This is a genomic window from Chloroflexus aurantiacus J-10-fl, from assembly GCF_000018865.1.
Lineage (GTDB): Bacteria > Chloroflexota > Chloroflexia > Chloroflexales > Chloroflexaceae > Chloroflexus > Chloroflexus aurantiacus.
Genome location: NC_010175.1, coordinates 4,673,449 through 4,687,214, shown reverse-complemented (window position 1 = coordinate 4,687,214; position 13,766 = coordinate 4,673,449). Strand labels below are relative to the sequence as shown.

Below are 13,766 nucleotides of genomic sequence, written 5' to 3'. Positions count from 1 at the left end.
GCGTGCTCCCTACCTTCTCCGCGCGAGCTGGGAGCGCGCGCCTCCGGCGCGCTCCCGGTGCCGGTATCATTCCCTCACGCGCCAGCCATGCACATACTCGCGGTATGGAGTGTGGCAGCATGGCTGCCCCACCAGCCACGCTCATCGTCCCACCTCTGAAGAATCGGTTAAACTGCCGTTCGCTGGCAGCGGGCAGGTCCCTCCAGCTCTCGCTCCGCCCTCACCGCTATGCATTCCCATAACTGGTGTCAACCACGTGCGTATCAGCGGGTATGATCGCTATTCGTGCTGGTTTGAGCGACTGGCCCAGTGGCAGTGCACCGCTCTAGCCGTGTCAGCACGTGCTGGATGAATTGCCTTACCCGCTCATCATGCGCGTGTCGCGCAGTTTGGAGTGCGGCAGCCATGCTGCCGCAGCAGCCGCGCTCTCGATCCGGCGCGTGGCATACCGTTACCCATCCTGGTCACGGAGGTGCTGGATGGGATCGTGCCGATCATCGAGTCGGTCAGGCAGGCATGTGATACCTGCGCGTAGACGTGTTGTTGCACCAGGTTCGTGCCTGTACACCAACGGCCACGGCCAGCACCTGACGGCAGTGGCGAGGATGCCTCCACGCAGGCTGGAAGCCTGCGCCACAGGGAGCGCTTGCAGCCTGGGCCTAACGCAGCGTGACATGTGGGTAATGCATAGCCGGGAGAGTGGTACGTGCTCCCCTCTCTGGAATCGCTGGGAGCGCACACCTCCGGTGCGCACAGTGTCGGTACACACCGGACGCTGGGAGCGCACGTCTCGTGCGCACGTCTGTGCCATTCCCTCACGACTGGAAGCGTGCGTCTCCAGCGCGCACGGTGCCGGTACCACAGCGGACGCTGGAAGCGCGTGCTTCCGGTGCGCACGACACCTCTCCTATCTCCTCAGGGAGCGCACGCCTCCGGCGCGCATGGTGCCTGGCACCATCCTCTGCACGCGGAAGCCACGTTTGCCCAGACCTCAACTACCGTGGATACGCAATGCCGCTACTCGCTGTAACAACGTGCTCATTTTTTCCAGCAGATCGCGTGACCGGTACGGTTTGGGTAAAAAATCGGTGTAGTGATCCAGAGGCAAGTTATCTTTCGTCACTTCGCCGGCATTCCCGCTCATCAGCAAGACCGGTAATTGGGGCATACGGCGACGAATCGCTGCCAGCAGTTCCAGCCCATTCATACCCGGCATTGCCAGATCAACCAGGGCAATGTCAATGCTCAGCGCCGACTCGGTCAGCATACTCAGCGCTGCCTGACCATTGGCAGCCTCCGTGGTGACCATGCCGGCCCGTTCCAGGATGCGGTTCAGCGTGGCCCGTATTGCCGGATCGTCATCGACGATCAGCGCGGTGCCGCGCAGTACAATGGGCATCGTTGCATTGGTCGTGACTACCGGGGTAGCCTGGTGGGCTGCCGGGAGATACACGGTAAAGGTTGACCCCAATCCTGGCGTACTCTCAACCCGAATCGCGCCATTGTGGCGTCGGACGATTCCCTGTACAGCCGCAAGGCCAAGACCATGGCCCTTCGGTTTGGTACTGAAGAAGGGATCGAAAATGCGCCGCAGGGTTGCTTCGTCCATACCTATGCCGGTATCGCTCACCGTTAGCGTTACGTAGTCACCCGGTGGAATTGTCGGCATTAGCCGCAGCCGGCGCAGGTCTGCTGCACTGAGACTCGCGACCCCAGTCCGCAGCGTAACCGACCCACTACGCTCACCAATCGCCTCAATCGCATTGGTGAGCAGATTAAGCACAACCTGCCGAATCTGACTCGCCTCAACCAAAATCGGTGGGAGATTGGTGTCCAAATCGTAGTGAATAGCGACCTGATGACTCCGGTTTGTCGGTAAACGTAGAATATTCCCCATTTCGCGCACCAGATTCGAGAGGTCTACCACTTCAAGCGAGCGTTGGCCGCGTCCAGCATAGACCAGTAATTGATGACACAGCTCAGCCGCTCGCTGTGCAGCCTGGTCGATGGCCGCCAGATGCGGTTGTAGCTCGTGGTTCGGAGGGAGATCGATCAAGGCCAGACTGGTATGTCCCATAATGCCGGTTAGCAGATTGTTGAAATCGTGGGCAATCCCACCGGCCAGCAAGCCTAGACTTTCCAGCTTTTGCGTCTGAAGCATCTGGCTCTCGATCTGACGTCGCTCCTGTTCGGCGTGGAAGCGCTCCAGGGCAACTGCCAGCACATTTGCCACGCTGCGTAAGAAGAAGATAGCCTCAGCATCAAGCGCCGTCGATGTGTACACCAGCAGAGCACCAAAGAGACGCTGGTGCCCGCCGATCAGCATCACAGCACCGTGCTGCGCGACATCGGCAGCCCGTTCCGCTAATGGAGCCGGCAGATTACTCCAGCCCGGATGATCCACCGTCAGCCCTTGAAAGAATCTCTCCGGTACAGGTTGGGCGGGTACCTCGCCCCAGGTGTTGCGGATGGTGATGTTTCCATCAATATCGACATCGATGAATTCAACACCGCTTATCGGCAACGCCTGTACCATTTGTTCGGCTGCCACCGCAAAGAGAGTATTCAAATCGGTACTCGCGAGTGCTTCTCGTGCCAGCGTTGCCAGTTGTTCTTGCTGGCTTGCCAGCTCAATCAGTCGTTCATTGGCACGACGCAACGGTGTTACGTCTTGAAATGCGACGACCGCACACAACCCTTCCTGTAATTCGACAATCTCGGCAGTCAATTGGGTGTAGCAGGTTGAGCCATCGCGCCGACAAAAACTGAATTCAACCTCACTAACCGTTCCTTCCTGGCGTAATGTATCGGCGATAGCCTGCCAGCGGCTGGGTAATTGTGACCAATCGAGGCGGTTAATGTGTTGCTTAATGATTTGATCACTACTTAACTCAAAAAATTCGCGGCAAGCGGCGTTAGCATTCAGGATCAGATTGTCATCCAGCCGTACAATAAGCATCGGAAACGGTGCTGAATCAAACAAGCGGGCAAATTTTTCTTCTGATAGACGCAATTGCTGCTCGACAGCCTTTCGTTCGCTCAGTTCTTTATCCGTCTCTTGCATAGACTGATAGAAGTGAGTAACAATCTGGCTAATCATGCGGGTTGCCAGCAGTAGGTAGAGAGTATAGGTAATAAACCAGACCAGAGGAGAATGGAATACCGGTGGTGGTGGCAGGAGATCGGCAAAGCGCACGAAGAGGGCACCGGTACCGATTGAAAGTAGCGCAATAGTCAGAGCACCACACCAGCCGAGTAAAATCCCGGCCATGATCACCACCAGTGGGATGCCGGCAAACGCCGGTGCTTGCAGACCACCACTGATGAACGCCGAGAATGCCAGTACCAGCCAGAGTATGCTAATCACCAGGATACTTGCCAGTCGCAGGTATTGGCGTTGGATAAGCCACCAGGCCCCCAACAAGCCCAGGATCAGCGGTACCACCACAACCATCCGCTGTGGCATCAATGATGGGTCAATCGGGCTGAAAATGGTGTAGGCTAGTGCGGCTATCAGACTTATCCAGATAAGATCGCGCAGGAGCTGGATTGAGTGATCGCGAAGGTAGGTCTTCGCGGAAGGTGAAGGTGGATCGGAAACGGCAGCCATGAATACCCTCCTGCATGAAGCAGCGGAATATCGTGATGCAGACTGCCGTCGATCCACCTTCAGTGGTGATCGGTTGGGTAACCTACGTGTCTTGTTCAGAGACCGGATTCAGGTTGTGCGCAACATCCATACCACTCAACTGAATAATTGCGTCACGAACCTCATCGGCGGCAGTCTGCCAGGTTGCTCGCAGCTTCGGGTGCGCTTTCAAATACAGCGGTTCGCCGAAGCGCACGGTCACCCGATACGGGCGCGGAACAACTTTCCCCTTCGGCATGACCCGGTTGGTACCGCCTACATACGTCGGGATTACCGGTGTACCGGGAAATTCTGCAATCAGACGACCAACGCCGCTGCGGAATGGGCCTATTTCACCAGTTTTGCTGCGGGTTCCTTCAGGGTATAACAAGAGTGCGTACCCCTCACGCAGCGCACGGGCAGCATGGCGGAGTGGGTCTTGACCACCACGTCGGTCACGGGCAACCGGGATGGCGTTAAACAAGATGCGCGAGAGGAATTGCATCACTCCACCCTGAAAGAAATAGTCCTGTGCAGCGGCTGCAACGAACCGTTCACGAGCTTCACGCGGCAACACCGAATAGATTACCGCAGTATCGGCATGGCTGGTATGGTTGGCGGCAATAATGAACGCACCTTCTCTTGGAATGTGTTCGATACCTTCGACCCGCGGTCGGACGTAGAGACGGACAAACAATCTGAATAGCGTCGGCGCAAAGCGGGCCGCGACGTGGCGGCTGCGGTAGAGACTCATAGCCCCTTCCCCGTACCTTAGTTGTTCTTGCCCCATGGAGCAAGAACTCCTGATATTGAGAACAGGTATTCAATTCTTTCCGTTATTATACCGCTCTCCGCTCTTCTTGGCGAGAGGATTTGTTCATGGTTTCAGACACCTTTTTGTGGTACGAAAAGAGGTTGATTTTCCTTGAACCTGCTTCGGGCATGCCTCTCACTCCCAAAAACCCGGAACAGTGCGCACTTTGACAGGACAAAACGCTGTAGCACAGGTCTGGGCCTGTGCTACGTGTTTAGAGCGAAGGATAAGTATGATGCGTCCTACTCACCCTGCAACCGTGCAATTGCGGCGGGATCGTAACGCAGGATCGGCTGGCGCGCCGCCCGTACTTCGTCGAGACGACGTACCGGCGCTTTGGTTGGTGCAGCATGCAGCACGTCCGGCGTTTCGACGGCTTCGCCGGCGATTCGGCGCATGGTGGCAATGAAGTGATCGAGCGTCTGCTTGCTCTCGGTTTCGGTCGGCTCGATCATAAGCGCTTCCGGTACGATCAGCGGGAAGTAGATCGTCGGCGGGTGGAAACCGTAGTCAATGAGCCGCTTGGCAATATCGAGGGTGCGGACATCTTTGGGAGCGCCGGCAATCTGTCCACGCAATACCACTTCGTGCATGCAAATGCGATCAATCGCCTGTGGGTAGATGTCTTTGAGCATCACCCGCACGTAGTTGGCATTCAAGACCGCAGTTTCACTCACCTCTCGCAATCCGGCAGCCCCCATTGAGCGGATATACGTCCACGCCCGTACCAGCATCCCGAAGTTGCCGTGGAATGCCTTCATGCGCCCGATGCTCTTTTCAGGGGTGAAGAATTCGTAGCCGCCGTCTTCCCGCTGCCGTACCCGCGGGCCGGGCAGGTAGGGGGCCAGTTCTGCTGTACACCCCACTGCACCTGAACCAGGGCCACCACCGCCGTGCGGGGTGGTGAAGGTCTTGTGCAGGTTGTAGTGCATGAAGTCGAAACCCAGCTCTCCCGGTTTGGCAATGCCCAGAATCGCGTTGAAGTTCGCGCCATCGCCGTACATCAGGCCACCGGCATCATGAACGAGACGGCAGATTTCGACGATGTGCTCTTCAAACAGGCCCAGGGTGTTCGGGTTGGTGAGCATCATGCCGGCTGTGCGCGGCGACAATTTCGCCTTCAGGTCGTCAAGATCGACATTTCCGCGTGCGTCGCTCTTCACTTCAACGACCTTCAGGCCGGCCATGGCCGCAGTGGCGGGATTGGTGCCGTGCGCCGAGTCGGGTACCAGCACTTCGGTGCGCTGGGTGTCGCCACGGTCGAGATGGCACGCCCGGAACACCAGGATACCGGTCAGCTCACCCTGGGCACCGGCTGCCGGTTGCAGACTCACTGCCGCAAAGCCACTGATTTCGCCAAGATAGTTTTGTAATTCGTACATCAGTTGCAGCGCCCCCTGGCTGAGCGCTTCATCTTGCAGGGGGTGGGCACCGGCAAAACCCGGTAGCCGGGCCGCTTCTTCGTGTAGCTTCGGGTTGTACTTCATCGTACACGAACCGAGCGGGTAGAAGCCGGTGTCGATGGCATAGTTGCGCTGACTGATCCGGGTAAAGTGACGAATCACTTCCGGCTCGGTGAGTTCGGGAAAGCCGGCCAGATCGTCTTGCCGTAGCAGATCGTCGGGTAGCGGGGTTGGTGCCACGCCGGCTGCCGGTAGATTGACGCCAATCTTGCCCGGCTGCGAATAGGTAAAAATCGGTGGTTCCTCGTTATTCATCGCTGTTCTCTCCAGGTGTATCGGGTGTCGCTACGATAGGTGGTGCCTGTACGGTATCCAGACCGGTGGCGATGTTGAGCGCCAGATCGACACATTCACGTTCGATCAACAGGGTGAGCCGGTAGGGAAGGAGGGCAAACTCGCGCACCTGATCGTAGCGACGGTCGGTGGTTTCGTTGTAGGCTGCGCCGTAGCCAACGCGCAGACCGAAGTACTCAGGGTCGGCAAAGTTGAGATGGAGCGTCGCGTGATCCCAGGCGGGTCGCCAGGTTTGGGCGAATCCCCATCCCACCACCCCAACCAGACGCCAGTCCCGTTCGCGCCGGCGCACGATCAGCCGCCGCGGGTGCAGATCGCCGTGAACCAGGCAGGCCGGGCGGGCGGTGGTGGTCAGCCATTCGCCAAGCCGACGCTGGAGCCAGTCGCTCTGGTCGGGTGTCATGCGGCCCTGGGCAACGGCGGCATCGATGGCAGTGGCTGCCCGCTGCCGCAGATACGCCACGTCAGCCCCAGGGGCAGGTGATTGTGGGGTCAGCGTCGGCAGGTTGTCGGGGTGGATTTGACCGTACTGTGGGGCCTGATAGCTGTGGATACGAGTCATTACCGTTGCCAGCGCCTCGCCGATTGCAAAGCGCGCGTCCTCCTCAACGGCGGTGATTATTTCAGAGAGTGGGGTACCGGCAAGATAACTCAGGGCCAGTGCCGGTGGATCATCGGCAACAGCAGGGGTCATCCCCAACACTGATGGCAGGGGAAGATCGATCTCGGCCTGTAACGAACGGAGCGCGAGCGCTTCAGTTTGCAACGCTTCCCCTGCCCACTGATCTACCCCGACCGGTAACCGTAGCACAAACTGACGGTCAGTCGCCGTGATCAGCAGGCTCCGCGCACCGAGTGGTGCAGCATCGCGTACCCGCGTTCCCGGCAGGATGCGGGTGACAATGCGTTCGATTTGGGGGAGTGACAGGTCGGTGACCATACGCTTCAACTCAGTCGCACACAGGCCAAAGCCTGACCTGCTATATGGCAGCCAATGCGGCTACAAACCGATCAATCTCTGCCGGTGTATTCATCTCGGTCACGGCAACCAGCATGGCGTGGCCCAGATGTGGTTCATCGGCGCTGAGATCATAGCCGCCAATGATTCCCTGTTCACGCAGGGCAGCATTGATCTCGGCGACCGGTCGCGGGCATTGCACCACGAACTCGCGGAAGAAGGGTTGGTCGGCAAGTACCCGATAACCGGTCAGTTCGCTGATCCGCTGCGCAGCGTAGTGTGCCCGATGGTAGGTAATCTCGGCCACCGCACGCATCCCGCGCTTCCCCATCAGCGACATGTACACCGCCGAGGCCAGTGCCATCAGACCCTGATTCGTACAGATATTGCTCGTTGCCCGCTCACGGCGAATGTCTTGCTCGCGTGCGCGCAGGGTCAGCACGTAGGCCATTCGCCCATCGACATCTTTCGTCACTCCAACAATCCGTCCGGCGATCTTGTGGACGTACTTCTGGCGTGTGGTGAAGATACCGAGGTACGGGCCACCGAAGGCCAGGCCGAGACCCAGGGGTTGGCCTTCACCGGTTGCAATATCGGCCCCGGCCTCGGCTGGGGTCTGGAACAGCCCCAGAGCGATGGGGTCGAAATGCACGGCGAGCAGGGCACCTCGTGCCTGCACCTGGGCACCCAGGCCGCGTAGATCGTGGATGCGACCGAGGAAATCGGGATTCTGCACGATCAACAGCGCCGTGTGATCGTCAACCTGGGCCAGGGCGTCGGCGATAGTGGCACCCGGATTCTCATCACCGACAATCTCGACATCCAGACCTTGCATATAGGTGCGCAGCACTGCCCGGTACTGCGGATTGACGCTACGTGCCACCACGATTTTGCGCCGGTTACGCACCACATTGAGCGCCATAATGGCCGATTCGGCGAGTGCGGTTGCGCCATCGTAATGCGAAGCGTTCGCAATCTCCATGCCGGTCAGGGCACAGATCAGGCTCTGATATTCAAAGATGGCCTGCAACGTTCCCTGGCTGATCTCCGGCTGGTAGGGGGTGTAGGCCGTGTAGTACTCACCCCGGCGAATAATCTGATCGACTGCTGCCGGTACGAAGTGGTTGTACGCACCGGCGCCAAGAAAGATACTGTACTTGCGGTTATGGGCATTGGCTTCACTCAGCCGATTGAGTTCGGCCATCAGCTCCGGCTCCGACAACGGTGGTGGCAGTTCGAGCGGCGGAAAGCGATGACTGGCCGGAACATCAACGAAGAGGTCTTCAATTGTTTCAACACCGATTGCCTGTAGCATCGCCTGGCGGTCGGCATCGGTAATCGGAATGTAGTGGGTCATACCAGCTTCCATCTAGCTAACGTTTAATGATCGATTTCGGCAACAAACGCAGCATACGCCTCGGCATCGAGCAATTCAGCCGATTCGCCACTGGGGCGCACGCGCAACATCCAGCCCGCACCATACGGATCACTGTTGATCGGCGCCTGATCGCTTTCGAGCGCAGTATTCACCGCCACCACTTCGCCACTTACTGGGGCGTACAGATCTGAACTGGCCTTCACCGACTCGACAATCCCGAAGCTCTCGCCGACGGTAATCGTCGAGCCGACTGCCGGCAGTTCGATGTACACCACATCGCCGAGCGCGTGCTGGGCATAATCGGTAATCCCAATCACGACCTCATCACCCTCCTGTCGTACCCACTCGTGGGTTTTGCTGTACCGTAGATCGGATGGAGTGTTGTAAGCCATGTCGAACTCCTCTAGCGCTTGTAGCGCGGCTTATAGAAAGGCATCTTTACCACGCGCGCACGTACCGGACGCTCGCGCACGATGACATCAAATTCACTACCTTCGCTACTGAGATCGGTTGGCACATACGCCATTCCCAGTGGACGACCGAGGGTCGGTGATGGCATACCACTGGTAACAAACCCGACCGGCTCGCCGTCTGGCCGATGTACCGGATAGCCGGCGCGGGCGATTCCCTTTCCAACCATCTCGAAACCAACCAGTCGTCGGCTTACCCCATTCTGCTTGATCGCCTGCAACGCTTCCCGACCGATAAAGTCGCCCTTATCCAGTTTGACCACCCATCCCAAACGGGCTTCGTAAGGATTCGTCGTCTCGTCAATTTCATGACCGTACAACGCCAGACACGCCTCAAAGCGCAGGCTATCACGTGCCCCCAGGCCACAAGCCTGCACCGCATTGCCGCCGAGCGCGAGCAAACCGTGCCAGAACTGTTCGGCGTGGACAGCCTCAAAAAAGATTTCAAACCCGTCTTCGCCGGTGTAGCCGGTGCGGGCAATCAGTGCATTTTGCCCGAAGATCGTCGTCATGGCCACCCCGTGAAACGGCAACGAGCCAATGTCAGCGGTTGTTGAACTCTCTGCCCCAGCCAGCAGTTGTTCAGCCTGTGGCCCCTGGAGCGCCAGCATCGCCCAACGCTCGGAACGATCTTCAATCTCCACCTCAAATCCAGCCGTATGCTGCTGGAGCCAGTCCCAGTCTTTTTGCCGGTTGGCCGCATTCACCACCACCATAAACTCGTCGGGGAGATGGTACAGGAACACGTCGTCCACAATCCCACCATCAGGCCGACAGAGCAGACCGTAGCTGGCGTGGCCGAGCGGGATGGCCCGCACGTCACAGGTAACCATCTGCTGGAGAAACGCCTCGGCATGCGCACCACGCACCATAAACCGCCCCATATGACTGATGTCGAACAGACCGGCCCGGTTGCGCACAGCGTGGTGCTCTTCGATGATGCCGCGATACTGCACTGGCATCTCCCAGCCGCCAAATTCGACCATGCGCGCGCCCATTGCCAGGTGCGCATTGTAAAGAGGAGTTCGTTTCAGCATACCCATTCCCATCAGCTATGAATGGCCTTCTTCCAATCCGGCGCGCACACGGCGCAACATTTCACGACAGGCAATCGCGTGGCGAGCCAGCTCGTCATCGCCACCGGCCCGTGCTTCAGACGCAAATTCCCAAAGTGCCTGTTCGGCAGCCTCGCTCAACAGCAGCGGATATTGATCGAGCACCTGTGCTATCGTCTCTTCGTCGTCGGCAACCAGCAGCGCCTCAATCGCTTCCTCCAGATCGGCATCCGGCGTTGGTGCAGTACGGAATGCCACCAGCATCTCGCGCCGACTCGCCAGCAACTGTGCCAGCCGATCCGCACCGGATGCCAGGGCTGTTTCGATCTCACCTTCCAGCAACTGATCGATTTCGGGGCGCAGCAACAGTGGATGGCGGGCAATCACCTGTTCGAGTTCGGCATCGCTGTGCGCATTAAGCAGCTCTTGCAGCGCAGCAGGTGGGATCGCCGTCAACTGTTCAGGTGCCGGGCGTGGCTGCATGCGGGCCAGCAACTCACGGGCGTTGCGTAAGCCCTGCGCGATCTCGTGCTCACCCTGGGCAACCGCAACCTCGGCCAACTGGGTGAGCGTCGCCAGGGCCGACGGTTCGAGCAATTCCGGGTGCTGCGCCAGCACTCGTTCCAGTTCGGCATCGGTGTCGGCGGCCAGCAAGGCTTCGACCGCAGCGAGGAGTGGTGGCGGCTCTGCCGCTGGCGATGGTGGCGGTGTTGGCGGTGTTGGCGGCGGTGGCGTCGTAGCACGACGGGCATCGAGGCGTCGCAGCAGCAGGGCCAGGCCGCTCATATCCTGGGTAATATCAACATCGGTGAGGTACGGACGGCGCTGCTCCTGGTCAATCGAACCGACCAGCAGGGCGTGCAGATCGCGTGCCTGATCGCGAATCTCATGATCGGTTGAGCCGGGGGCAGGTGTAAAGATCACCCGGCGGGCACGGGCATCGTGGTACAGCAGCGGCGCTCCCGCCGGCCCACGCGCACCGCAATGCGGACACTCCACCAGATTCAGCTCTTCGCGTCGCAGCGCCGCTGCCGCTTCCGGCTCCTCATCAGCATCAACAATCAACCAGACTTCAGCATCAAAATCACCGCCACAGTGTGGGCATGTTAATTGGGCCTGCTCGCGGTACGAGATGGGCATAATCTTCTGCACCCTTGCCGATCAGCACATATCCTTCTCGCTGTATTGTACCATCAGTCACGCAGTCGAATGGCGAGCAGGCGCCTGCCGTTTTGCGGTGCGAACATGTGTGTTGTTAGAGAGGGTTTTTTCGGGGGTATGGCGTGTCGGTCAGATAGACGGTTTCCGTAGGGGCGGGTTCTGAACCCGCCCCTACGGACGGTGCACGCCGTTCACCCTGCTGGTCATTGGGATAGTGACAAAACACACCTGGTAGTCATCCATACCACGTATCCTGAAGTAGCCCGAAGAATATCGTCTTTTGGTAGAATAAGAGCACGTCCAACACGTGCTTGCACCTGACGCCACTCCGCTCCTGCCACGACTCCAGTAAGAGGAAGAGATGATGATGACCGCAAACGACATTGTGTCCAGGTTAAGAGAATTGAAACCTATCATCTCAGCTCATTACAAGGTAAAGGAGCTGGGTCTCTTCGGTTCTTTTGTTCGTGGAGAACAGGGTGCGAATAGCGATATTGATATCCTGGCGGAGTTTGATGACGAAGCCGATCTGTTTGATTTGGTTGGTTTGACGCTGTATCTGGAAGAGATGCTCCAACGCCAGGTGGACATTGTGCCTAAACGTGCTCTGCGGGCAGAGTTGCAAGCAGCGGTTCTCCGCGAGGTCATTACCGTATGAGAGACTATACCCTCTACCTGAAAGACATCCTGGCGGCGATAGACAGCATTGAGAGATTTACCACAGGACACATTTCAAGCCGATGATAAGACCAGCAGTGCTGTTCCCGAATAGACGTTCCGTAGGGGCGGGTTCTGAACCCGCCCCTACGGGCGGCACATGGGCTGTTCACATTGCTTACGAGGGACATGGTGAACAAGGGGGTGCGGAAGGATGCGTCTTGAGCGGTCGCCAGTCCACCAGATTTGATATTACATCTCAACCCTTCGCAAATGAGGAGTACCCCGACAGTCGCTATCGGTAAGCATAAGTGCAGGGTCATCTCCCAACAGACATCTTGCTGGCTGTTACCCCCTCACAACTGCTCCAGGTACTCGCGTAACCAGACCAGACTGTCAGGGTTGACATAATGACATACGGCGGCACCGTCGTCATACGTCTCAAGCAGGCCGGCCTCGCGCAGGACACGCAGGTGCTGGGAGATGGTCGATTGGGCATGGGGGCCGTCTTCGGGCATATGGAGGACAATCTGGTTGACGATGCAGCCGGGGTGGCGCAGGACGTAGCGGAGGATTTGCACACGCACAGGATGGCTTAACGCCTTACAGATCAGGGCCAGTCGCCTATCATCTTGTTCGAGAGCGCGTTGGTGTGCCGTGGCCATCGTTGGCCTCCTTTCCGCGTGTGCTCTACTGTACGATAAAGAGGGGATACCTGTCAAGAGGGGAGATGAAAACTGTTGAGGCGATAACAGCCACTCTGGTTTTGTCGGTCAACGCCGGTGTCGCCATGCACGTTGGCGTGCGGCAGCCATCATACTGCCGCACATACCGATCATTCACCAGGTTCTAACCGGCAATTGCGTCAATCACGCGCTGAATCGCCAGGCCATCGCTGAAGGTCGCCGCCGGGCTGATCGCGTCGCGTTCACCGGAAAGCGCGGCGCGCAATGCATGCCCAAGATACACGGTACCCTGCGGAAATTCGCCGCTCAGTGTGGCCGGTATCTCAACCGTGTGCGGCGGCGTGATGTCGCGAAAGGTGTCACCAGTCCCGATGGCAAGCTGTCCACCACTGAAGCGCAAGGTACCCTCACTGCCGTACACTGTGACGGTCAGTGGTTCGTTGGTGCGGGCAACGACAGTTGCGGTCAGGGTGGCTACAGTACCGCGGGTGAAGTGGAGGATGGCTGCGGTGTAATCGTCACTGGTGACCTGGCGTAGGGTTCCAGTTGCGTCTGGACGCTGGCCGATCAAGGTGCGAATAGTGCCCTGCGCCGTTGCGACCTCGTCGGCCAGGATGTAGCGCAGCAGGTCGATCTGGTGCGAGCCGATGGCACCTAGCACACCACCGCCGGCGGCCCGATCACTCCACCAGTCCCAAACCCGCTGCGGATCGGCCCGCCCGGCAGCGAAGAAGCGGACTTCGGCGGCCCGAATGTCACCAATATCGCCGGCGGCTACCCGTGCTCGCGCCGCCTGCACTGCCGGCAAGAAACGCAACTCGTGGTCGATCAGAGCCAGCCGGTCGCGGTAGCGCTGTGCCGCTGCCAGCATCGACTCCGCCTCGGCTGCGTTCAGCGCCGTTGGCTTCTCGCACAACACATGCTTGCCGGCGGCCAGCGCAGCTTCGGCCATCTCGCGATGGAGGTACGGCGGCGTCACGATGCTCACCAACTGCACATCCTGCCGTTCGAGAATCTCACGCCAGTTGGCGGTAGCGAATGGTACGCCCAACTCCTGAGCCACCCATGCCGTTTTGTCGGGATTGCTGCCGGCCAGTGCCGTCACGGTCAGCCCTGCCGCCCGAAAGGCCGGAACCTGTACCCGTGCCCCCCAGCCGGTACCGATAATACCAATCATCACGTCCTCCTGATACTACACAAAG

11 protein-coding genes are annotated in these 13,766 nt (G+C 58.8%); 1 reads left to right on the top strand and 10 read right to left on the bottom strand.

The window, feature by feature from the left end; all coding sequences use genetic code 11:
• Window positions 1–991 precede the first annotated feature (991 nt).
• From CAUR_RS18390 to CAUR_RS18355, 8 genes are all read right to left on the bottom strand, one after another.
• The gene (locus CAUR_RS18390; RefSeq protein ID WP_012259340.1) at window positions 992–3,610 is read right to left on the bottom strand and encodes a hybrid sensor histidine kinase/response regulator; all 2,619 of its coding nucleotides are present in this window, start codon (window positions 3,608–3,610) and stop codon (window positions 992–994) included.
• An 82-nt stretch (window positions 3,611–3,692) separates the two neighbouring features.
• Window positions 3,693–4,382 carry a lysophospholipid acyltransferase family protein gene (locus CAUR_RS18385; RefSeq protein ID WP_242604974.1) on the bottom strand — a complete coding sequence of 230 codons (690 nt, stop codon included), beginning with the start codon at window positions 4,380–4,382 and terminating at the stop codon, window positions 3,693–3,695.
• A gap of 302 nt (window positions 4,383–4,684) precedes the next feature.
• Window positions 4,685–6,160: an aminomethyl-transferring glycine dehydrogenase subunit GcvPB gene (gene gcvPB, locus CAUR_RS18380; protein ID WP_012259338.1), complete on the bottom strand. Its 1,476-nt coding sequence runs from the start codon at window positions 6,158–6,160 to the stop codon at window positions 4,685–4,687.
• Window positions 6,153–7,139 carry a phosphotransferase family protein gene (locus CAUR_RS18375; protein ID WP_012259337.1) on the bottom strand — a complete coding sequence of 329 codons (987 nt, stop codon included), beginning with the start codon at window positions 7,137–7,139 and terminating at the stop codon, window positions 6,153–6,155. Before CAUR_RS18375 ends, gcvPB begins: the two co-directional genes overlap by 8 nt.
• 40 nt (window positions 7,140–7,179) lie before the next feature.
• Complete coding sequence (gcvPA, locus tag CAUR_RS18370) at window positions 7,180–8,514, bottom strand: aminomethyl-transferring glycine dehydrogenase subunit GcvPA (protein ID WP_015909428.1); 1,335 nt, start codon at window positions 8,512–8,514, stop codon at window positions 7,180–7,182.
• Window positions 8,515–8,537: 23 nt separating this feature from the next.
• Window positions 8,538–8,927, bottom strand: coding sequence for a glycine cleavage system protein GcvH (gene gcvH, locus CAUR_RS18365; RefSeq protein ID WP_012259335.1), 390 nt, complete (start codon window positions 8,925–8,927; stop codon window positions 8,538–8,540).
• 11 nt (window positions 8,928–8,938) lie between these two features.
• Window positions 8,939–10,042 (bottom strand): glycine cleavage system aminomethyltransferase GcvT, encoded by a 1,104-nt coding sequence (gcvT, locus tag CAUR_RS18360; protein WP_012259334.1) that lies wholly within the window; start codon window positions 10,040–10,042, stop codon window positions 8,939–8,941.
• A gap of 15 nt (window positions 10,043–10,057) precedes the next feature.
• Complete coding sequence (locus tag CAUR_RS18355) at window positions 10,058–11,200, bottom strand: CpXC domain-containing protein (protein WP_012259333.1); 1,143 nt, start codon at window positions 11,198–11,200, stop codon at window positions 10,058–10,060.
• Window positions 11,201–11,582: 382 nt separating this feature from the next.
• On the opposite strand from CAUR_RS18355, the gene CAUR_RS18350 reads away from it, so the two are divergent.
• Complete coding sequence (locus tag CAUR_RS18350; RefSeq protein ID WP_012259332.1) at window positions 11,583–11,879, top strand: nucleotidyltransferase family protein; 297 nt, start codon at window positions 11,583–11,585, stop codon at window positions 11,877–11,879.
• 355 nt (window positions 11,880–12,234) lie between these two features.
• On the opposite strand, the gene CAUR_RS18345 is transcribed toward CAUR_RS18350, so the two are convergent.
• Window positions 12,235–12,543 (bottom strand): ArsR/SmtB family transcription factor, encoded by a 309-nt coding sequence (locus CAUR_RS18345; RefSeq protein WP_012259331.1) that lies wholly within the window; start codon window positions 12,541–12,543, stop codon window positions 12,235–12,237.
• A 184-nt stretch (window positions 12,544–12,727) separates the two neighbouring features.
• Entirely contained in the window at window positions 12,728–13,741 is a 1,014-nt protein-coding gene (locus CAUR_RS18340) for a Gfo/Idh/MocA family protein (RefSeq protein ID WP_012259330.1), read from the bottom strand.
• Window positions 13,742–13,766: the final 25 nt, after the last annotated feature.

What these genes read in the sequence shown, in the direction of transcription:
- CAUR_RS18390 (WP_012259340.1), bottom strand. Translation starts at nt 3,610, where the DNA reads ATGGCTGCCGTTTCCGATCCACCTTCACCTTCCGCGAAGACCTACCTT.
- CAUR_RS18385 (WP_242604974.1), bottom strand. Translation starts at nt 4,382, where the DNA reads ATGAGTCTCTACCGCAGCCGCCACGTCGCGGCCCGCTTTGCGCCGACG.
- gcvPB (WP_012259338.1), bottom strand. Translation starts at nt 6,160, where the DNA reads ATGAATAACGAGGAACCACCGATTTTTACCTATTCGCAGCCGGGCAAG.
- CAUR_RS18375 (WP_012259337.1), bottom strand. Translation starts at nt 7,139, where the DNA reads ATGGTCACCGACCTGTCACTCCCCCAAATCGAACGCATTGTCACCCGC.
- gcvPA (WP_015909428.1), bottom strand. Translation starts at nt 8,514, where the DNA reads ATGACCCACTACATTCCGATTACCGATGCCGACCGCCAGGCGATGCTA.
- gcvH (WP_012259335.1), bottom strand. Translation starts at nt 8,927, where the DNA reads ATGGCTTACAACACTCCATCCGATCTACGGTACAGCAAAACCCACGAG.
- gcvT (WP_012259334.1), bottom strand. Translation starts at nt 10,042, where the DNA reads ATGCTGAAACGAACTCCTCTTTACAATGCGCACCTGGCAATGGGCGCG.
- CAUR_RS18355 (WP_012259333.1), bottom strand. Translation starts at nt 11,200, where the DNA reads ATGCCCATCTCGTACCGCGAGCAGGCCCAATTAACATGCCCACACTGT.
- CAUR_RS18350 (WP_012259332.1), top strand. Translation starts at nt 11,583, where the DNA reads ATGATGATGACCGCAAACGACATTGTGTCCAGGTTAAGAGAATTGAAA.
- CAUR_RS18345 (WP_012259331.1), bottom strand. Translation starts at nt 12,543, where the DNA reads ATGGCCACGGCACACCAACGCGCTCTCGAACAAGATGATAGGCGACTG.
- CAUR_RS18340 (WP_012259330.1), bottom strand. Translation starts at nt 13,741, where the DNA reads ATGATTGGTATTATCGGTACCGGCTGGGGGGCACGGGTACAGGTTCCG.